Source organism: Azoarcus sp. Soil_N_20, from assembly GCF_057656155.1.
On the sequence record NZ_JBDGKX010000015.1, the window covers coordinates 98,822 to 119,063 of the forward strand.

General features: G+C 67.1%; 21 protein-coding genes. 1 reads left to right on the plus strand and 20 read right to left on the minus strand.

Going from position 1 to position 20,242, the window contains the following annotated elements; genetic code table 11:
- From AC3A35_RS23020 to AC3A35_RS23105, 18 genes are all read right to left on the minus strand, one after another.
- Entirely contained in the window at nt 1-1,446 is a 1,446-nt protein-coding gene (locus AC3A35_RS23020; protein WP_487438781.1) for a sigma-54-dependent transcriptional regulator, read from the minus strand.
- Nucleotides 1,443-3,167, minus strand: a complete 1,725-nt coding sequence (locus AC3A35_RS23025) for a hydrogenase maturation protein (RefSeq protein ID WP_487438783.1) — start codon at nt 3,165-3,167, stop codon at nt 1,443-1,445. Before AC3A35_RS23025 ends, AC3A35_RS23020 begins: the two co-directional genes overlap by 4 nt.
- A gap of 168 nt (nt 3,168-3,335) precedes the next feature.
- Nucleotides 3,336-4,391: a hydrogenase expression/formation protein HypE gene (gene hypE, locus AC3A35_RS23030; RefSeq protein ID WP_487438784.1), complete on the minus strand. Its 1,056-nt coding sequence runs from the start codon at nt 4,389-4,391 to the stop codon at nt 3,336-3,338.
- Between the two features lie 145 nt (nt 4,392-4,536).
- Nucleotides 4,537-5,679 carry a hydrogenase formation protein HypD gene (hypD, locus tag AC3A35_RS23035; RefSeq protein ID WP_487438785.1) on the minus strand — a complete coding sequence of 381 codons (1,143 nt, stop codon included), beginning with the start codon at nt 5,677-5,679 and terminating at the stop codon, nt 4,537-4,539.
- Nucleotides 5,676-5,921 (minus strand): HypC/HybG/HupF family hydrogenase formation chaperone, encoded by a 246-nt coding sequence (locus tag AC3A35_RS23040; protein ID WP_487438787.1) that lies wholly within the window; start codon nt 5,919-5,921, stop codon nt 5,676-5,678. The genes hypD and AC3A35_RS23040 overlap by 4 nt, the downstream gene beginning before the upstream one ends.
- Before the next feature lie 3 nt (nt 5,922-5,924).
- Nucleotides 5,925-8,276 carry a carbamoyltransferase HypF gene (hypF, locus tag AC3A35_RS23045; protein WP_487438789.1) on the minus strand — a complete coding sequence of 784 codons (2,352 nt, stop codon included), beginning with the start codon at nt 8,274-8,276 and terminating at the stop codon, nt 5,925-5,927.
- On the minus strand, nt 8,273-9,277 hold the full coding sequence (gene hypB, locus AC3A35_RS23050; protein ID WP_487438791.1) for a hydrogenase nickel incorporation protein HypB: 1,005 nt from the start codon (nt 9,275-9,277) through the stop codon (nt 8,273-8,275). Before hypB ends, hypF begins: the two co-directional genes overlap by 4 nt.
- 61 nt (nt 9,278-9,338) lie before the next feature.
- Complete coding sequence (hypA, locus tag AC3A35_RS23055; RefSeq protein WP_487438792.1) at nt 9,339-9,680, minus strand: hydrogenase maturation nickel metallochaperone HypA; 342 nt, start codon at nt 9,678-9,680, stop codon at nt 9,339-9,341.
- Complete coding sequence (locus AC3A35_RS23060) at nt 9,673-10,806, minus strand: hypothetical protein (protein ID WP_487438793.1); 1,134 nt, start codon at nt 10,804-10,806, stop codon at nt 9,673-9,675. The genes hypA and AC3A35_RS23060 overlap by 8 nt, the downstream gene beginning before the upstream one ends.
- Nucleotides 10,803-11,345 carry a [NiFe]-hydrogenase assembly chaperone HybE gene (gene hybE / locus AC3A35_RS23065; protein ID WP_487438795.1) on the minus strand — a complete coding sequence of 181 codons (543 nt, stop codon included), beginning with the start codon at nt 11,343-11,345 and terminating at the stop codon, nt 10,803-10,805. The genes AC3A35_RS23060 and hybE overlap by 4 nt, the downstream gene beginning before the upstream one ends.
- Complete coding sequence (locus AC3A35_RS23070; RefSeq protein WP_487438797.1) at nt 11,342-11,656, minus strand: rubredoxin; 315 nt, start codon at nt 11,654-11,656, stop codon at nt 11,342-11,344. Before AC3A35_RS23070 ends, hybE begins: the two co-directional genes overlap by 4 nt.
- Nucleotides 11,656-12,513: a hydrogenase expression/formation protein gene (locus AC3A35_RS23075; RefSeq protein ID WP_487438799.1), complete on the minus strand. Its 858-nt coding sequence runs from the start codon at nt 12,511-12,513 to the stop codon at nt 11,656-11,658. Before AC3A35_RS23075 ends, AC3A35_RS23070 begins: the two co-directional genes overlap by 1 nt.
- A gap of 56 nt (nt 12,514-12,569) precedes the next feature.
- Nucleotides 12,570-13,046 carry a thioredoxin domain-containing protein gene (locus AC3A35_RS23080; RefSeq protein ID WP_487438801.1) on the minus strand — a complete coding sequence of 159 codons (477 nt, stop codon included), beginning with the start codon at nt 13,044-13,046 and terminating at the stop codon, nt 12,570-12,572.
- Nucleotides 13,043-13,354 carry a HypC/HybG/HupF family hydrogenase formation chaperone gene (locus tag AC3A35_RS23085; RefSeq protein WP_487438802.1) on the minus strand — a complete coding sequence of 104 codons (312 nt, stop codon included), beginning with the start codon at nt 13,352-13,354 and terminating at the stop codon, nt 13,043-13,045. The genes AC3A35_RS23080 and AC3A35_RS23085 overlap by 4 nt, the downstream gene beginning before the upstream one ends.
- 1 nt (nt 13,355) lies before the next feature.
- A complete protein-coding gene (locus tag AC3A35_RS23090) occupies nt 13,356-13,979 on the minus strand; it encodes a HyaD/HybD family hydrogenase maturation endopeptidase (protein WP_487438803.1) in 624 nt (207 codons plus the stop codon).
- A gap of 372 nt (nt 13,980-14,351) precedes the next feature.
- Nucleotides 14,352-15,059, minus strand: a complete 708-nt coding sequence (gene cybH, locus AC3A35_RS23095; protein ID WP_487438804.1) for a Ni/Fe-hydrogenase, b-type cytochrome subunit — start codon at nt 15,057-15,059, stop codon at nt 14,352-14,354.
- A gap of 70 nt (nt 15,060-15,129) precedes the next feature.
- Complete coding sequence (locus AC3A35_RS23100) at nt 15,130-16,920, minus strand: nickel-dependent hydrogenase large subunit (RefSeq protein ID WP_487438806.1); 1,791 nt, start codon at nt 16,918-16,920, stop codon at nt 15,130-15,132.
- Nucleotides 16,921-16,922: 2 nt separating this feature from the next.
- Nucleotides 16,923-18,017 (minus strand): hydrogenase small subunit, encoded by a 1,095-nt coding sequence (locus AC3A35_RS23105; protein ID WP_487438808.1) that lies wholly within the window; start codon nt 18,015-18,017, stop codon nt 16,923-16,925.
- Between the two features lie 237 nt (nt 18,018-18,254).
- On the opposite strand from AC3A35_RS23105, the gene AC3A35_RS23110 reads away from it, so the two are divergent.
- A complete protein-coding gene (locus AC3A35_RS23110; protein ID WP_487438810.1) occupies nt 18,255-18,731 on the plus strand; it encodes a glutathione S-transferase N-terminal domain-containing protein in 477 nt (158 codons plus the stop codon).
- A gap of 168 nt (nt 18,732-18,899) precedes the next feature.
- Here the strand turns inward: AC3A35_RS23110 and AC3A35_RS23115 are convergent, their stop codons facing one another.
- Both AC3A35_RS23115 and AC3A35_RS23120 read right to left on the minus strand, forming a co-directional pair.
- Nucleotides 18,900-19,535: a TetR/AcrR family transcriptional regulator gene (locus tag AC3A35_RS23115; protein WP_487438811.1), complete on the minus strand. Its 636-nt coding sequence runs from the start codon at nt 19,533-19,535 to the stop codon at nt 18,900-18,902.
- 5 nt (nt 19,536-19,540) lie between these two features.
- Nucleotides 19,541-20,242 (minus strand): NAD(P)(+) transhydrogenase (Re/Si-specific) subunit beta (locus AC3A35_RS23120; RefSeq protein WP_487438813.1); only part of this gene is annotated, 702 nt, incomplete at its 5' end.

Consider the following 20,242-nt stretch of genomic DNA (forward strand, 5'->3'; position numbering starts at 1 on the left):
TCAGTCCTTTTCGAGGCCGTAGCGGGCAAGCTTGTTGCGCAGCCCCACCCGTGACAGCCCCAGCTCACGCGCCGCACGGGTCTTGTTCCAGCGCTGGCGCACCAGACTTTCGCGGATGATGCGCGCCTCCAGCGCATCGAGCCGCGTCTTCAGATCGCCATCCAGTCCGGCGAGCAGCTCGAGCTCCGGCTCCTGATCCACCGCGGCAGCGCGCAGTACACGCGGACTGAGATCTTCCGCCCGCAGCCGGCCATCCTCGCCCAGCGCCACCATGCGCAGGACTTCGTTGCGCAACTCGCGCACATTGCCCGGCCAGCGGTACGCGGCGAGGCAGGCCAGCACCTCGTCATCGAGCCGGGCCGGCCGCAGTCCCGCGGCAAGCAGGGTTTCGTCGGCGAAGGACTGGGCAATGAGTCCGATGTCCATCTGCCGCTCCCGCAGCGGCGGCACCTGGATCGTGATCGCGGCGATGCGGTAGTACAGGTCCTCACGGAAGCGACCGTCGCGCACCTCGGTTTCGAGGTCGCGGTTGGTCGCCGCCACCACCCGCACATCCACCGCCAGCGGCCGCGGCGCGCCGATCGGGCGCACCTCCCCTTCCTGCAGCACACGCAGCAGCTTGACCTGGAACGCGGGCGTGGTCTCGCCGATCTCGTCGAGGAAGATCGTCCCGCCGTCGGCCTGCTTGACCAGGCCGATGCGGTCCTCGTACGCCCCGGTAAAGGCGCCGCGCTTGTAGCCGAAGAGCTCGGACTCGAGCAACTGGTCGGGAACCGCGCCACAGTTCTCGGTGACGAAGGCCTCGGCCCGGCGCGGGCTCGCCAGATGCAGCGCACGCGCAAGCAACTCCTTGCCGGTACCGGACTCACCGGTGAGCAGCACCGGAACATCGTGTCGTGCCACCTTGCACAGCAGGTCGCACACCGCATTCATCGGCGAATCGGGCGCACGCAGCAGGGATTCGACCGCGAAGCGGCGCTCCACATGCTGGCGCTTGCTGGCAACGCGGCTGCGCATCACCGGCGCGGCCACCTTGAGGTCTACCGACAGGCGCTGGTGCTCGGTCTGCAGGCGGTACATGTCGGCCGCGCCACGCAGCGTGAGCAGCAACTGTTCGGGCTGCCACGGTTTGAGCAGGTACTGGTAGATGCCGGCTTCGTTGATGCCGGCAATGATGTCTTCCGAATCGGTGAAGCCGGAGATGATGATGCGCACCGCGTCGGGCCATTTCTCGCGCACGTCGCGCAGGAACTGCACGCCGGACACGCCGGGCATGCGCTGGTCGCACAGCACGATCTGTATCCACTCGCGGGCCATGATCTCTGTCGCCTCGGCCGCCGACGACGCGGTGAACACGTTGAAATCCTCCTCCAGCGTGCGATGCAGCGCCTCTTGCGAGCGCACCTCGTCATCGACCACCAGCACGCCGGGCAGATCGATGGTCATGCATCCACCTCAGCCTCGGGAACGCGCCAGCCCAGTTCGCGATGAATGGCGAGATGGCGCGGCGTCCACGACTGCGGAGACTTGTGTACAAAGTGGTAGCGGGCGACGTGATAGCTCGGATCGAAGCCGTAAAAATTGCGTTTCATCTGCGCCAGTTCCTCGTCGCGGTAGGATGCGAGCGGCTTCACCGCCTCGTCTGCCTCCCGCCGCGCCTGTTTCTCCACCTGCATGGTCGCATATGCCGGCGCCGCTGCCAGCGCCGCGGCACGATGCGCGACTTCATCCTCGAAGCGCTCGAGGTCTTGCCCGAAGCAGGCATCGACCAGACCGCTCGCAACCGCCCGGGTGGCGAGCAGCGGCAGGCGATCGGCCATGATCGCGCGCGCCGCGGCGTCGCCGACGCGGCGCGGCAACAGGTAGCTCCAGTACTCAGAGCCGAACAGGTTGCCCATGTTCTTGTAATGCGGATTGAGGATCACGCCCGCACGCACCCACACGAAATCCGCGGCGAGCGCCAGAAAGCAGCCGCCGGCACCGGCATTGCCGCGTAGCGCGGCCACCGTCAGCTTGCCGGTCATGCCGATCAAGGCGCGGCACACGTCGTTCATCGCATTGATGTTGTCCCACGACGCATCCGCCACCGAGGGCGCCGCCTCGATGGTATTGAGGTGGATGCCATTCGACCAGAAATCGCGCCCGCCCTCGAGCACCAGCACGCGGGTCGGGCGCGCCGCCGCGCGCTCGACGGCGGCGAGCAGACGGTGGCACTCGCGGGTGCCCATCGCGCCGTTGTAGAACTCGAAGCGCAGGAAGCCGATCCGGCCATCGGGCGACTCGCGATAGCCGATCGCATCCGCCCGCGGGTCGGCGATCACCGGCAGCGCCGCGACCTCGTCGGGGAAGGCATCGGCGACCGGCAGCTTGAACGGATGCGGCCCACCCATGCGCTTCACCTGCCCGATCCACACCGCGCCATCGACGGTGGCGCGCAACACCGCACCGTCCTCGTGGCGCCCGACCGGCTCACCCGGCGCGGCCCCCGGCCGGGCGGGACCGGGGCGGCCATCGAACAGCCGGCAATCCGCACCGAACAGGATGTCGCCCACGCCCGGAAAGCCGTCCGCGGCGCGCAGCTTGAGCAACACCGTGGCGGTGGAATCGGCCGCCCAGTCGATGCGCCGCTCGGCCTGCTCCATCGGATCGTGCCATCGCCCGCACGCCCCCGGCCAGGCGGCGGGCGGCGTCGGCTGCCAGCGTCTGCAGCGCCAGTCATCAAGGTGCCCGAGCGCGTCGCGCACCGCGAGCACCGCGGCCCCGACCACCTCGTTGCGGTACAGGCTGGCCTTGGTCGCCGCCCGCATTGGAAAACTGCGCGTCGCCCATACCGGCCCGGAATCCATTCCGGCCTCGGCCTGCAGCACGGTCACGCCCCATTCGGGCGCGCCGTTCACGATCGCCCAGTCGAGCGCGGACGGGCCCCGGTCACCGACGATGCCCGGATGCACGATCAGGGTCAGATGGTGCTGCCAGATCGACGCCGGCACCGCGCGCTTGAGAAAGGGCGCGAGGATCACGTCGGGGCGGAACAGCGCGACGGCCTCCTCCGCCACCGCATCGGCGATGTCGAGTTCGACCGACACGATATGCCCATCCGTCCGCAACTCCGCAAACAGGCGCTGGGTGAGGCCGTTGAAGCTATGGCTCAAGAGCAGGACGCGCATGTGTCCGCCCTCAGAGCTTGTGAATGAATCTACTGCGCAGGTCGATTGCTGCGTTGCTCACTCGCTCACTCCTCGCCTATCCATTTGATATGTCTCGTCGTTCGCATCGCTTATCTGCCAACTGAGGCCTTGCACTCGACCCGCTCGCGACGATTTCTTCACAAGCGCTCAGCAGATGCGGGGCAACTGCTCGCCCGACAGCCAGTCGACCATGCGCCGACCACCGAATCCGGTCAGGATCTGCACGAAATGATTGGGGTCCGCGGTCACCTCACCGATGCGCGCAGCCTCGGCACCGAGCGGATGCGCGCGCAACGTCGCCACCACCGCGTCGGCCTCGGTCGCGGCACAGATCACTACCAGCTTGCCCTCGTTGGCAACATAGAGCGGATCGAGGCCGAGAAACTCGCACGCGGCCTCCACTTGCGCATGGACCGGAATCGCCGCTTCGTCGAGGCTGATCCCCACCCCCGATTGGGCCGCGATCTCGTTGAGTGTGGTCGCGAGGCCGCCGCGGGTCGGATCGCGCAGCACGCGCACACCGGGCACCACTTCGAGCAGATGCGCGATCAGGCCGTGCAACGCCGCCGTGTCGGAGACGATCTCGGTGTCGAAGGCCAGCGACTCGCGCGTAGACAGGATCGCCATGCCGTGGTCACCGATACTGCCGGACACGATCACCGCATCCCCCGGGCGCGCATGGGCGCCGCCAATGTCGCGCCCGGCTGGCAGTGCGCCGAGCCCGGTCGTGGAGATGAAGACGCCGTCGCCTTTGCCGGCCTCGACCACCTTGGTGTCGCCGGTGACGATCGGGACGCCGGCCGCGCGCGCCGCCGCCCCCATCGAGTCGACGATCCGTGCCAGATCGGCAAGCGGAAAGCCCTCTTCGAGGATGAAACTCGCCGCCAGGTACAGCGGGCGCGCACCCATCACCGCGACATCGTTGATGGTCCCGTGCACCGACAGGCAGCCGATGTCGCCGCCGGGAAAGAACAGCGGCGACACCACATGGGCGTCGGTCGCCATCACCAGCCGCTCGCCCGCGGCCGGAGCCGGAAGCACGGCGCCGTCATTGCCCTGGGCGAGGTAGTCGTTGGCCAGGGCGCGCACGAACAGTTCGTCGATCAACTGCGCCATTGCCCGTCCACCCGCGCCGTGGCCCATATCCACGCGACCGTGCCTGAGATCCAGCGCACGCACGTATCCCTTCTTCACTTCACCCATCGTGTTGCCTCCGGCGCCCGCTCAGATCCGGGTTCCCGTGCCCCTGTCATCGTGCTCACGCGCCGGTATCCATCGTGCGCACGGGCCTGCGCCCGGTGCACCGGTCGCCCGGCATCCGCTGTGCTGCCATGCCTCATGCCCTGTGTCATGCCGCCACCACCGCGATGTCCCTGAACCGCCCGTAGTTGTAGTGCGCCGCGCAGGCCCCTTCGGACGACACCATGCACGAGCCCATCGGATTCTCGGGGGTACACACGGTGCCGAAGATCTTGCAGTCGGTCGGCATCTTCACCCCGCGCAGGATGGCACCGCATTCGCACGCCTTGTTGTCGGCCACGCTGCGGTAGTTCATGCCGAACCGGGTCTCGGCATCGAAGCGCGCAAAGCGCTCGCGGATCCGCAGCGCGGAATACGGCACTTCGCGCAGACCACGCCACTCGAAACTGCGCCGCAACTCGAACACCTCGCTCACCAGCGCCTGGGCCTTGAGGTTGCCGTCCGCGGTGACGGCACGGGTGAACTCGTTCTCGACCTCGGCGCGGCCCTCGTTGACCTGGCGAATCAGCATCCGTACCGCCTGCATCACGTCGAGCGGCTCGAATCCGGCGATCACCACCGGCTTGCGGTATTCCTCGGCGAAGAAGGCATAGGGCCGGCTGCCGATGATGGTGGACACGTGGGCAGGGCCGATGAAGCCATCCAGCGGCACACTGCCGATCGCGCGCACCTCGGGGGATTCGAGGATGGTGGTGATCGCCGACGGGGTCAGCACGTGGTTGCAGATCACGCTGAAATTGGCGAGTCCGAGCGCCTCGGCCTGCTTGATGACCAGAGCCGTGGGCGGGGTGGTGGTCTCGAAGCCGATGGCGAAGAACACCACCTCGCGCTCCGGATGGGCGCCGGCGAGCGCGAGCGCATCGGCGGCGGAATACACCATCCGGATGTCGGCGCCGCGTGCCCGGGCCTTGAGCATCGACAGGCCGGCCGAGGCCGGCACGCGCAGGCAGTCGCCATAGGTGCACACGATGACCTCGGGGCGTTCGAGCGCGAGTTCGATGGCCATGTCGATGCGCCCGATCGGCAACACGCACACCGGGCAGCCGGGGCCGTGGATCATGCGCACGCTGGCGGGCAGGAGATCGGTTACGCCGTAGCGCGAGATCGCATGCGTGTGGCCGCCGCAGAACTCCATGAACGCATATTGGCGGGCCGGATCGACCTCGGCGCGGATCGCCGCGGCGAGCCTTTGCGCCAGCGCGCCGTCGCGAAACTCGTCCACGTATTTCATGCGAGCCCCTCCACGGCACCGCCCATGCCGATCCCCGCCTCGGCAAACAGCGCGAGCGTGTGCGCGGCCTCCTCGGGGTCGAGTTTGGACAGCGCATAGCCCACGTGCACGATGACGTAGTCACCCACCGCGACGTCGTCGACCAGCGCGAGCGAGATTTCCTTCTTGACGCCACCGAGGTCGATGCGGGCGTTGTCGCCGGTGAGCAACTCGATGACCCGGGCAGGAATGGCAAGGCACATGGCTCAGTTTCCCGATTGCAGTTGCTGGCGCGCGACCCACGCCTGGCCGAGGGCGATGCCGCCGTCGTTGCAGGGCGCGTGCTGCGCGGTGAGTACGGTGAGCCCGCGTCCGGCGAGTCGGCGCGGCAGCTCGAATGCGAGTTGGCGATTGAGGAAACAGCCTCCACCCAGCGCCACCGTGCGCAGGCCCTCGCGCCGTGCGCTGCCGACTATCCAGCTTTCGAGCGCGGCGATCAGCGTGGAGTGGAACACCGCCGCGCCGCGCGCCGGTGCATACCCGTCGCTCAGCGTGGCGAGCAGCGGCAGCAGGTCGAGCACCGCCAGTGCGCCGTCGTCGTGCACGGTCCAGCCCGGATACGCGCTCAAGGCCGGGCCGTGGTCGGCGGCCAGGCTTTCGAGCCGCATCGCGGCTTCCGCCTCGTAGTCCATGGTGGCGCACACCCCGAGCAGGCCGGCGGCGGCGTCGAACCAGCGCCCCATGCTCGTTGTCTGCGGACACAGATGGGGCTTGTCCAGCAATGTGCCGATCTGCGCCGCGCCACGTTGCGCGTTAAAACGCACGGCGATGTCGGCGCTCCGGCCCATGCGATGCAGCGCCGCTGCCGCCATCCGCCACGGTGCCTTCGCCGCGCGCTCGCCGCCGGGCAGGCTCAACGGCGCCAGGTGGCCGACGCGGATCGATGTCGCCCCGTTCACACGCAACAGTTCGCCCCCCCAAGCGCTGCCATCGGCACCGAGGCCGACGCCGTCGAGGGCCACCCCGAGGACCGGGCCGCGGTGCCGATGTTCGGCGAGTACCGCGGCGATATGGGCGTGATGGTGCTGGACCGCGATTGCCGGCACGCCGAGCCGGTCGGCCAGCGCCACTGCCGCGCGCGTGGAGTGGAAGTCCGGGTGCAGGTCGTGCGCCACCGCGTCGGGGCGCAGCGCGAGGATGCGCTGCAGGTGCTCGACCGCCTCGTCCAGCGCCACGCAGGCGGCCGGGTGATCGAGGTCGCCGATGTGCGCGGACAGAAAGGCCTCGTCGCCGCGGGTGAGACAGACCGTGTTCTTCAGCCATGCGCCGAAGGCGAGCACGGCCGGGCCCTTGTTCGCCAGCCCGATCGCACGCGGGGTGTAGCCGCGGGCGCGACGCACGAAGCGCGGCGCCGCATCGTGCCCATCGCGCCCGCTCATCACCACCGAGTCGTCGCAGCGCACCACAATGTCGCGGTCGTGCACGACGTAGGCCTCGGCCATGCCGGCCAGGCGCTGCACGGCCTCGGCATTGTCGACTACCAGCGGCTCGCCGCCGGCATTCGCCGAGGTCATCACCAGCGCGAGGTCCTGCGCTTCGTCGAGCCAGCGCGACCCCGCCGGACGCCCCGCATCGTCGTGGAACAGCAGGTAGTGGATCGGCGTGTAGGGCAGCATCAGGCCGATGCTGTCGAGTTCGGGTGCGACCCCGTACAGTTCGGAGTCGACGCCGGGGCGCTTTTCGCACAGCACCACCGGACGCTCGCCGCCGGTCAGCAGGGCGGCCTCGGCGGCGGATATCCGGGCCCAGCGTCGCGCCGACTCGAGGTTGGCGACCATCACCGCAAACGGCTTGCCGCCCCGCGCCTTGCGCGTGCGCAAGCGCTCCACCGCCTCCGGATTGCGCGCATCGCACACCAGATGAAAGCCGCCGAGGCCCTTGATCGCGACGATCTCGCCCATCAGCAGACGCAACAGGGTGTCGGCGATCGGATCCCGCGACGCCACCCGGATGCCGGATGCCTCCAGCAACGCCAGGCGCGGCCCGCAATCCGGGCAGGCGTTGGGTTCGGCATGAAAGCGGCGATGGCCGGGGGCGTCGTATTCGTCCTGGCACGCGATGCACTGGGCAAAGCGGGCCATGCTGGTGTTGCTGCGGTCGTAAGGCAAGGCGCGGGTAATGGTGTGGCGCGGACCGCAGTGAGTGCAGTTGATGAAGGGGTAACGCCAGCGCCGGTCCGCGGCATCGAAAAGCTCTGCCAGGCAGTCCGCGCACACCGCGCTGTCGGGCCCGATCGCGGTGCTGATCGCCCCGCCCGCGCTGGTGCGGATGGTGAAGCCACGATCAGCCGGATCGGCTGCGCAGCCCCGCGTGGCCACCGCGTCGACCCGTGCCAGCGGCGGCGCCTCGCTGCGGATGCGGGCGATGAGCGCAGCGACACTGGCCGACGGCCCCTGGGCCTCGAGCTCGACCCCTTCGCCATCGTTGCGCACCCAGCCCGACAAACCCAGGGTGTGCGCGAGGCGATACACGAAGGGGCGAAATCCCACTCCCTGCACCACCCCGCGCACGCGGACGTGGTGGCGTTCGAGCGGCGATCCGGAAACCTCGAACGTCATCGCGGCGCACCTTCCGGTGGTGGCGGACAGGCTCCGGCACCTACCGCACGACCACCCGCCGCATCGCTCGCTTCATGACGTCGCGCCGCTGCCGCCGCCATGCCCGCTTCGATCCACCCGAGCCACTCGTCGAAGCCGGCACCCGTGGTGGCGGACACCTGGATCACGCGCAAACGCGGATTCACCCGGTGGGCAAGAGCGACCGCCCGGTCGACATCGAAGTCGAGGTAGGGCAGCAGGTCGATCTTGTTCACCAGCATCAGGTCGGCCGCGGCGAACATGTCCGGGTACTTGAGCGGCTTGTCCTCGCCTTCGGTCACCGACAGGATCACCACCTTGTGCGCCTCGCCCAGATCGAACGCGGCCGGACACACCAAGTTGCCGACGTTCTCGATCAGCAGCAGCGAAGCGTCGGCGAGTTCGAGGCGCGGCAAGGCCTGCCCGACCATGTGCGCATCCAGGTGACAGCCCTTGCCGGTGTTGATCTGCAGTGCGCGCGCCCCGGTGGCGCGGATGCGCTCGGCGTCGAAGTCGGTCTGCTGGTCGCCCTCGATGACCGCGACCGGTACGCGCCCGGCCAGCGCCGTAATGCTGCGGCACAGCAGCGTGGTCTTGCCCGAGCCCGGGCTGGACACCAGATTCAGCGCGAAGACGGCGCGCGCGCCGAGCCACTCGCGATTCGCGGCGGCGAGGCGATCGTTCTTGCCGAGGATGTCCTGCTCGATCTTCACCATCTGGCCCTGGCTGAGGCCGGGCGCATGGGCATGGGCGGGGCCGTTGCCGTAGTCGACGGTGTCGCCGTCGATCCTCGGTTCATGGGCGGACCCGGCGCCGTGGCCGTCCTGGCGCCCGTCGTGGTGACCATCCGCGTGGCCGTCGCCATGGTGGGGATGGCCGTGCTCGGCCACCCGGCGCCACGCCACCGTCGGCCCCGCCTTCGGCCGCGCAAGGGCCTGGCCGATCCTCACTTCGCCCACTCCGCAACCGCATACCGTGCACATCCTGTCCGCTCCTCGAACCCCGGGGCGGTCGCACCGCCCTTGTCCGCGTTGTATCGTCCGATTACCCGACTTCCAGTTCCCGCACCCGCATCTCGGTGCCGCCGGTGGGCTGCACCTGATAGCTGCCGCACTGTGGACAAGGGTCGTAAAGCCGCCGCACCGCCACCGTCTGCGCACACTGCAGACACCAGCCGGCCCCCGCCACGCGCACCACATCCATGCGCGCGCCGTGCGCCGGAGAGCCCTGCATCACCACGTCGAAACAGAACGCGAGCGCTTCAGGCTCCACCGACGACAACTCGCCGATCTCGACCACCACCGCCGTCACCCGCCCGAGATGCTGGCTGCGCACCGCCTCTTCGACGATGCCGCGGATACCTTCGGCCAGCGACATTTCATGCATCGCCCGACTCCTCCAGCACGAGTTCGAAATCCACGCACGGATCGAGCGACAAGGCCAGGCGGTCGAGCCGTGCCCGAACCGCGTCGCGGCTCGGTGCCTGCCACCCTGTCGCCTCGCACAGGAACGCGCCGCCGGGGCGGAAATTCCACTCGGTCGGGGCAACGATGCGATAGTCGGCAATGACATCGCCCTCGAGCCGTACCGCATGAAGCAGCACGCCGCGCGCGCTCTCGACGCAGGCCAGTCCGGCACCCGTGCCCAGCGAAGCGGCGTCGACGAGGGGGCGCCGGTCACCGCCAAACGGATCCCGCAGCCGCTCGGCAGCATCGGCCAGATCCAGCACCCGCGAAAAAAAGCGCGCGGCAGTGCGGTGCCCGTCGCGCAGCAGCCTGGCCACCAGCGGCGATCCATGGTGGCGCGCCAGCGCGCCGGTTTCGAACACCGTGCGTGAGCCGGCATCATGCCACGCCGGCATACGGTCGAACTCGGGCGGCGGCATCGCGTGATCGAACATCCGCGCCCAATCGCATGCGGCGAGCGCGGGCATCGGCGGTGCCAGCGCATCCCCGGCGCGCGTCCGGTCACCGGTATCGACGAGCTCGGCGAGCATCTCGCCCACCCCGCCTGCGCGTCGCGCCGCGGTCACCAGTTCCGCAAGGCTGCCGGCGCCGGAGCTCGAGACCAGGGGCAGGGAACACAACTCCGTCGCAAGCAGCTCGCGCAACGCGCTCCCCGCCTGCGCCGCGGCATCCTCGTCACCGGTCTGCACCAGCGTTCGATGGACACGGGTGAAACGGGTGCGCTGCGCCTCCTTCCCGAAGCGGGGCGGCCAGTCGAGCAGCAGCCGCCACAGATGCTCCCTTGCCGTTTCGGCACTCACGGCGCGTTCATCGCCCGCCGCGGCCACATGGGACTCGCCGCGTGCCGCAGCCACCGCGGCCCGGGTCGCAATGCCCTGCGCCCGCCCGCACAGGCTGAACAGCACCGGCACCAGCCGGGTCGCCCCGGCGGCCGGCAAACCCTGCAGCAGGCCAGCTGCCCGCGGGCGCGTGTTGTCCACCCTGGCCGCGATGCAGCGCAGCCCGTCCACACGGGCGACGAGTCGCAAGGTGCCGGACAGGTTCATTGCCGGCCCCGCAGCAGCAGGCCGCCCCGCAGGAAGGCACGTCGCGACACGGACGCGTCCGCCAGCGAGTCGCCGTGGAGACGCGCGCGCTCCGCCGCCGCTGCGTCCGCCGCTGCATCGGGGGCCTCGAACAGGCCGTCGAGTGCGGCCAGCGCCACCGCCTCGGCGTCGCCCTGATTGCGGAACTCGAACACCGGCGAATAGAGCGAGCACATCTGATAGGGACCGATGCCCGGCTCGCGATTGCCCAGAAACTCGTAATCGCCGGACGGAAAAACCCACCACTGGCTCTCACCCACACGCAGGGGTCGGAACACGCCCCCTGCGCCGGGCAGCAGCATCAGGTTCAGCGACCACGGCGTGAGCAGGGCACCCAGCCACTCGTCCTGCCAGGGCCGAAACCCGATCGCGGCGACATGGAGGACCGGGTTGCATACCGGGAGCCCTGCCATGCGCCCTGCGGCAATCGACGCAAAGGCGGTTTCGACCAGCAACGAAGGGTCGTGGGCAAAGCCGTCAACGGCTTCGATCGGGGTCATGCGCCGTCCACCACCATGAACTTGTGACGCGGGGCGTCGCAGTTCGGACAGGTCCAGTGGTCGGGCAGGGACGCGAACGGCGTACCCGCCGGGACCTGCCATACCGGATCGCCTTCGGCCGGGTCGTAGACATGCCAGCAGATGCCACACTCGAGGCGGGCGTCTGCGGAAATGCGGCTTTGGTCGCCGAGGTAACTGCCTTCGAACATGGCGCTGATTCCCTTGTTGCTGCGCGGGCGCGTGTGCGGCACCTGCGCATGGCCAGATGGTACGCCGATGCCTGCCCCACCGGCGATTGCGGGGGCGCGCATCAATCGTGGCGCAGGGTCTCGATCCATTCGGCAACCCGCCCGATGCTGTCGCCGAAGTCTTCGGCCGCCGCCGGCACCACGTCGGGCATGGCGGTGACCTCGATAGTGTTGAGAATCAGGTTGTCGGCACTGTTGAAGTACTGCACCCACCAGGTGTTCGCAAGCGCCGTGCTGCTCACCCGGCAATTGCCGTAGCCGCGCGACAACGCCACCACGCTGCCGCCGCCGAGGGTCTCGCCGATATAGGACAGATCGTCCGGGGCCAGCGGCAGCAGGGTCAGGTTGATGATGTGCGCATCGTCGCCGGGCTGCCAGCGCGCGGCGACATCGGCGAGCTCGGTCAGCAACGGGGGCGCGTTCATCACCCCGGCAGGTGCGGGGGGCACGACGAGCGTGCGCCCCGCAGCCGCAAGCGCGCGCTCGCCGACCCCGTCGGGCACCGGCGCGGCCGACACCACGTCGCGTACCCGTTGTCCGTCAGCGTCGACACCATGCTCGCGCCAGACCCCTGCGAATACGGTTTCCTGAGCGCACAGGGTGCCCTGGCCGCCGCTCGCGACGATACTCACCTCGCCCTGCCCCAGCGCCTCGTTGACGAGTTTCAGCGCCGGAGCGGAGAGCACCGTGAGGTCGATCTCCGGTGTATCCGGATCGCCGAAGGACCACCCGCGCATGGCCTCGAGGAGGCGACCGAGCACCCCCAGGGCCTCGTCGCGTGCCGCGGGATCGATCTCCTCGGCCAGGCGCGGCACCTGGAAGACACTCATTGCACCCGGCGAGGGGATGTACTCGAGGGCCTCCTCCTCTTCGAAGACGCCCGCCCCGAAGGCGACCACAGGGATGGGAAAGGCTTTCATGGCGTGACTCCAGAATGATCGGGAAGGACGGCGGACCGATAGTGCGGCGCGTTCATTCAATGACAGCCCGAGCCCGCATCGGCGCCGCGCACCGGGATGCCGATCGATGGCGCGCGCCCGGCAGGTGTATCGAGCTTGCGCGCCACCGCAGCCCCCCATACGTCCCAGTCCAGCATCCCCTCGAGCACGCCGACGTATTCGCCGCCGCGCAGGAAGAGCTGGGCCGGATAGGAGGTGACGCCGAAGCGTGCGGCGACCTCGCGGCTGGCCGCGGGCATCAGTGCCGCGGCACGCACCCGATCGCCAAAGGTCTTCAGCACCTCGGGCAACACCACGGCCACGTCCCAGGTCTCCGGACTGCGCGCCGGGTCGTCGGTCAACAGGATCAACGCGTCGCCATCTCCGGCGGCGAAGGCATCCAGTCCAGCGGCGTCCAGCGCCACCACCCCGTGCGCGCACTCCAGCCGCTCGAGCAGCCCGGCCAGCGCGTCAAGGGAAGGAGCGGCGTAATCGTTCATATGCAGGGCGTTCATGTACGGGATCCTCGCAAGAATTCGGGAAGCTGGGGTTCGCGCTCCGCCAGGTCGGCGAATGCGGCGTCGAGATCGACCGCGCGGCCGGCCATCAGGTCGGACAGCGCTTCAAGCGCGGTACCCAGACGCTCGGCCTGGCGCGCATCGATCACTTCGCGGGCGGCGCCGAGAAAGCTCATCAGCCAGGCACCGGCGGGCTGAGGACCGACCAGCAGGGTATCGACCCGGTGCTCGGCACCGGCGCGATCGGTACAGATCGCGAATACGCCGTCCATACGCTGCACCCGAAGGGGAACGCCGACGCACATGTCAGGCCCCCTCGCCGGTGGTGACGAACCGCAGGTCGCCCTGCCGGCAGGCGAGCTCCGCGGGCGGACGACCGCCCTCGTAGGTCGCCAGCGCCAGCGCCATGTCGTTGAGGCGTGCACCGGCATCGGCGCGGGCGGAAACGGTGACGCCCCATTCGCGCAGTTGGGCCAGTGCATGCGCCACCGCGGGTTCGATACATGCACGCACGACCGGTCGCAGGCTGCCGCCGAAGTCGTCGAGCTCGACCGGCTGCACCCCGATCAGCAGCATCGATTCGGGCAGGCGATCGAGCATCCGTGCCGACGCCAGCACTTCCTGGAAGCCGGTCTGATGCAGGCTCATCTTCTTCGCCCCCATGAAGCGCGGCACCTCATCGTCCTCGACGAAGCGCATGACGCCGGGCTCGAGACCGTAGTCCACCGCATCGAAGACGATCAGGCGGCGTGCCTCGGTGACATAGGGCAGCAGATACAGGCCCTGGGTGCCGCCATCCATCACCGTGACCTCGTCACCGAACTGCCAGCCGGCATCGAGCGCCTCGACACAGCGGACGCCAAAACCCTCGTCCGCCCACAGCAGGTTGCCGATACCGAGGATCAGGACGGAACTGGAGTGTGTGCTCATGCCGGTTTCCGGGGTGAAGAATGCTGTCAACGTTGCAGGAGCCGTGCCAGCCCATCGCGTCATCGTTATCATTATTTGCTTCAATGACTTGGAAACAAGAGGCAGAATATCCATATCTCCGCTGCGGACATAAGAGAAAGAATATATCCACCAAAGCGGAAACATCATTTCCACTATCGAACAGACCTCCGCTGCCAGCGCCAAAGGCATTGTCCGGCCCCGCGACAGGCGTCCCGCCCAGACCGTAACCGCCTCCTCGCCCATCACCGGCAAAAAAATGCGCGGGCACAAGCCCGCGCAAACCGTCGTCAACATGAGGAGAACACGACGAGAGGGAAACAACGGCTCCGTTGGCCGAATGGACGGCGACGGCTAGTCCTTGAACATCCGCCAGCCGGAAATCATGGTCGAGATCAGGCTCTGCCGACTCATGATGTCCTCGCGGATGGCGGCATAGACATGAACGATGACAAAGGACACCGTGACCCACATGCCGAGCCGATGCAGGCTATGCACCTGCTGACTGTTGCCGCCCAGCACCGAAATCACCCAGCCGAACATGGACTCGGCCCAGCTGCCCTCGCCCAGCCCTTCGCCGTAGAGCGCGAAGCCGGTGCAGATCATGTACACCGCGCCAACGGTGAAGAACAGGAACATCATCAGCTGCGCGAGCGGGTTGTGGCCGACGTACTTCTTCGGCTCCCGGACCATGAACAGATACCAGCGCAGCTCGTAGAACACTTCGCCCCACCACTTCGGACTCCACACCGGCACCAGAAAGATCTGGCGGGCGTGATGATTGCCGACCACGGCCCAGTAGATCCGCCCGATGAAGCCGATGGCGAAGATGTAGGCCGCGGCGAAATGCGCAAAGCGGATGTAGCCCATCAGGAAACTGGCGCTCGCCTCGCCCGGCACCGACGGCAGGGGCGCGCCGATCAGGTAACCGGTGATCGCCAGCACGGTAATCGCCAGCGCGTTGATCCAGTGCCACAGGCGCAGCGGCGCCTCATACACATAGACCGCCTTGACCAGTCGCGCCTCGCGCTCGGCCTCGAATGCATCTTGTTCTGCCAGCATCTTGCTCTCCTTTGAGCCCGTGCGGCGGCGTCGGCCTGCGATGACGCCCACGGCACGGAACCGTTAGCGGTCAGCGCACCTTCACCCGGCTCATCTCCTGCCCGTCTGGACCCATCACGTGGGTCGAGCACGCCAGGCAGGGATCGAAGGAATGGATCGTGCGCAGTATCTCGAGCGGCTCATCGGCCTTGGCGACCGGGGTGTTCATCAGCGAGGCCTCGAAGGCACCGATCTGCCCCTTGTCGTCGCGCGGGCTGCCATTCCAGGTGGTGGGCACCACGGCCTGATAGTTGTCGATCTTGCCGTCCTTGATCCGGATCCAGTGCCCCAGCGCGCCGCGCGGCGCCTCGGTGAAGCCCACCCCCTTGGCCTCTGCCGGCCACCGCGACGGATCCCACTTGTCGATGTTGGCGGTGGATTCGTCGCCGGCCTTGATGTTGGCGATCATCTTGTCGAAGAAGTAGCGCATCTTGTGCGCCGCCCACGAAGCCTCCAGTCCCCGCGCCGCGGTGCGACCGAGGGTGGAGAACAGGGCCTGCAGCGGCAGACCGAGGTCGGTCAGCAGCTTGTCTGTCGGCTCCTTGAACTCGGGCTTATTCTGCACGTAGCCGATGATGTAGCGCGCCAGCGGGCCGACCTCCATGGCGTGACCGCGCCAGCGCGGCGACTTGATCCAGGAGTACTTGCCGTCCTCGTCGAGCGACTCGATCCGCGTCTTGGTGCCCTTGGTATTCTTCCCGAGCACGAAGTTGGGCTCGGTGACGCCGTCCCACGGATGCAGGCCCTTGGTCTCGTCGGGATAGCTGTACCAGCTGTGGGTGACGAATTCCTGCACCTGTTCGGGGTCGCGCAAATCGATCTCATGTACCCGCGACAGGTCGCCGTTGATGATCGCGCCGCGCGGCAGCAGCAGGTTGGACTCGGTGTAGTCGTTGGCCCGGTCCGGAATGTCGCCATAGGACATCACCGCCAGCGAGGAGATGCCGCCGCCATGGAGCCAGCCCTTGTAGAACCCGGCGATCGCCTGCAGGTCGGGAACGTAGACCTGGTCGACGAACTCGATGCAGCGGTCGATGATGTGGCTGACCAGATTCAGCCGCTCCATGTTGATCGCCCCGACCGCGCCGGTGTCGTGCACATTGATCGCACACGGCATGCCCCCGACCAGCCAGTTCGGATGCGGGTTCTTGCCGCCGAAGATGGTGTGGATCTTGACGATCTCCTTCTGGAAGTCGAGTGCCTCCAGATAATGGGTGACCGCCATCAGGTTTGCCTCTGGCGGCAGCTTGTAGGCCGGGTTGCCCCAGTAGCCGTTCATGAACGGCCCGAGCTGACCGGACTCGACGAACTTCTTCAGCCGGTTCTGGATGTCGCGGAAGTAGCCCGGCGAGCTGTTGGGCCAGTTCGAGATGCTTTGCGCCAGCGTCGACGTCGCCTTGGGATCGGCCTTCAGGGCCGAGATCACGTCGACCCAGTCGAGTGCATGCAGGTGGTAGAAGTGCACCAGGTGGTCGTGCACCTGGAGGCAGAGCTGCATGATGTTGCGAATCGAGTTGGCGTTCTCCGGGATGTCGATGCCCAGCGCATCCTCGACCGCACGCACCGAGGTCAGCGCATGGGTGCCGGTGCAAACGCCGCAGATGCGCTCGGTGAAGGCCCACGCATCGCGCGGATCGCGCCCCTTGAGGATCACCTCCAGGCCACGCCACATGGTGCCGGTGGACACCGCGTTGCGGATCACGTTGTCGGCGTCGAGGTTGACCTCGACCCGCATGTGGCCCTCGATGCGGGTCACCGGGTCGACCACCACACGCTTGCCGGTATTGTCGAGCTTGAAGCCCTGCGTCTCGTAAACACCCATGATCACTGGTCTCCGGATTGCGGTTTGTTGTCGAAGTTGGGCTTGTTGCGCGCACGCGCCAGTGCGGTGACCGCGGCGTGCGCGGCGACCGACGCGCCCACCACGCCGGCCGCAGTGACGCCCACCTTGTCGGCGTTGGCCTCGATGCCGAACTGCTTGATGTCGGTGACCCGGTCGTAGAAACCGCCCTTGTCCCAGAAGCCGTCCTCCGAGCAGCCGATACAGCCATGGCCGGACTGGATCGGGAACGACAGGCCGCCGTTCCAGCGCACCGTGGAGCAGGCGTTGTAGGTGGTCGGCCCCTTGCAGCCGACCTTGTACAGGCAGTAGCCCTTGCGCGCGTTGTCGTCGTCCCACTCCTCGACGAACTGTCCGGCGTCGAAGTGCGGGCGGCGATAGCACTTGTCGTGGATGCGCTGGCCATAGAACATCTTCGGCCGCCCCTGGCGATCGAGCTCGGGAATGCGGTCGAAGGTCAGCATGTAGGTCACCACGCCGGTCATCACCTCGGCGATCGGCGGGCAACCCGGCACCTTGATGATCGGCTTGTCATGGATGACCTTGTGCACTGGGGTGGCCCGGGTGGGGTTCGGTTTCGCGGCCTGCACGCAGCCCCACGACGCACACGAACCCCAGGAGATGATGGCCTTGCAGTCGGCGGCAGTCTCCTTGAGCTTCTCGATGAAGGGACGTCCGCCCTGGATGCAGAACATGCCATCCTCGTTGAGGGGCGGATTACCCTCCACGGCGAGGATGTAGTTGCCCTTGTACTTGCGTCGGACCTCGTCGAGGATGGCTTCGGCCTGGTGGCCGGCCGCGGCCATCAGCGTGTCGTCGTAGTCGAGCGACAGCATCGACAGCACCACATCCTTGGCCAGCGGATGCGCGGAGCGGATGAAGGACTCGGAACAGCAGGTGCACTCCAGTCCGTGCAGCCACAGCACCGGCGTACGCGGTTTGGTCTCGAGCGCGTGAGCGATCCTGGGCGCCGCGGCCGAACCGAGGCCGAGCGATGTCGCGGTGAGGCTGCAGAACTTCAGAAAACTGCGTCGCGTGATGCCCTGGCGACGCAGCACGTCGTAGAAGGTTTCGGTCATGGCGTGTCTCCCTCGAAGGTCATTCTTCTGATCCCGCAACAAGTCCGTGCGGCGATACATTGAAGAACACACCACAAGAAGCATGCCAGGACCGGGCAAAGCGGTACTTTCCGCCTCCGGCGGGGCCTTGAGGGAGATTGACCGGGGCCCGCCGTCACCCCTTCAGGCAAGAAGGTTTCCACTTTCGGGAAACAGGTGATCGCCCGGCGGCCAGCGCGATCAGGCACCAGTACTGACATGGCACACAGTTCCGCGAGTGCGCAGCACAAGCGCCCCCGATGCGAAAACTTCAGACCGAGTACAAAGGGCGGAAAAAAATCAGTTGTGTGCGCCGAAAGCGGCCTACCCTATGACATCGAGAAGGTTGATCTTGCCTCTGGCCGCACCGAAGCCGGAGCTCAGCTTGCCGACATCAACCCCAAGAGGGTCGTGCCGGTGTTGGAACTGGATAACGACGAGCGGCTCACCGAAGGTCCGGTGATTGCCCAATATGGCGCCGACAGCGCCGGGCATACAGACCTAATGCCAGCGGCCGGCAGCCTTCAGCGCTACCGGGTCATGGAATGGCAGAACTTCCTGACCTCCGAAATTCACAAGGGCTACGGCCCTCTGTTCAAGCCACAGGTCGACACGGCCAGCAAAGAATTCTTCCGCCAGGTCCTCCGCTCCCGCTTCGAGTGGATCGACAGCCAGCTTGGGGAAAAGCCAATATGAGCTGCGACACCTACCCCCGAGAGATCAGTGAGCAAAGAGGCAGGTATGAAGAGCAACCAGCAATCGACGGCTCCCATGCACGCAGCGAAGGTTTCTTCAGATCCCGATTCAGGCATGCGTCGGGAATGAGCTCGGCTGCGCACAACCTCTCAGACCTACCCTCCTTTGCTATTCAGTCTTCACTGAAGTATCTGGTACGAGGATGAAAAGGAGTGCGCGATGAAGGGATCGCCGCAGGACGTTCTCGTCGACTCGGCATCCTTTCACGGAGCGCGTCAGAAAACCGGACACCAAGGCGCTCAGAAGCTCGAAGCGGGACTCGACTTCTGCGTCACATGAGTAGGCGTCCCGCGAGGCGTCGATGCGTTTCAGTATCTTGAGCGCGCTCTCCCTGATCTGCTGATCGAAATCCCGCACCATACGAGCCAGGCAGGCATTGCGTGCGGCCTCGGACAGTATCTCCAACCTGAGCTTTGAGTTTTCGAGACGCGAGAACTGAACGGCAGTCTCTACCGTGTGGGAGAGCAGCCCTTCGAGCATATCGGGACGATCGAGAATATCCGCATGCACCTCCAGGATCTCCGCCAAAGTCTCCACCGCAATGGCCTCGATTATGGCTTCCTTGTTCTGGAAATAATGATAGATATGCCCGATGCTCATGCCGGACGACCTCGACAGGTCAGCGATACTTGTTCCATGAAAGCCGTACGCGCTGAAGCAAGCCCTTGCGGCACACAGAATCTGCTCCCGGCGCAGCTCGAAGCCACTCCCTCTTGCGCTGGGGGAAACCCGCACGCTTGCCATCAGATCTAGGCCTCAAGTGCCTTCACATGGGTGATGACCTCGGCAATCGCCTGCTGCGCGCTGCCGTACAGCATGCGGCAGTTGTCCTTGTAGAACAGCGCATTCTCGATCCCCGAGTAACCGGCGCCCTTGCCGCGCTTGACCACGATCACGTTGTGCGCGTAATCCACGTTCAGGATCGGCATGCCGTAGATCGGGCTGGTCTTGTCGGTACGCGCCACCGGATTGACCACGTCGTTGGCCCCGATCACCAGCGCCACGTCGGCCTGGGCGAAGTCGGCGTTGATCTCCTCGAGGTCGAAGATCTTATCGTAGGGCACGCCGGCTTCGGCCAGCAGCACGTTCATGTGCCCCGGCATGCGCCCGGCTACCGGGTGGATCGCGAACACCACCTCGACGCCACCCTCCTCGAGCAATTGCGCCATCTCCCACACCTTGTGCTGGGCCCCTGCCACCGCCATGCCGTAGCCCGGCACGATGATGACCTTGCTCGCGTAGCGCATCACCGAGGCCGCGTCGAGCGCGGAGAACTCGCGCATGCTGCCCTCGATCGCCTCGCCCTCGCCGCCCGCGGCGGCACCGGTGAGCGGGGTGAAGATGACGTTGGAGATCGGCCGGTTCATGGCCTTCGCCATCAGCTGGGTGAGCAGCGTGCCCGAGGCACCGACCACGATGCCCGCGACGATCAGCGCCGGGTTGCCGAGCAC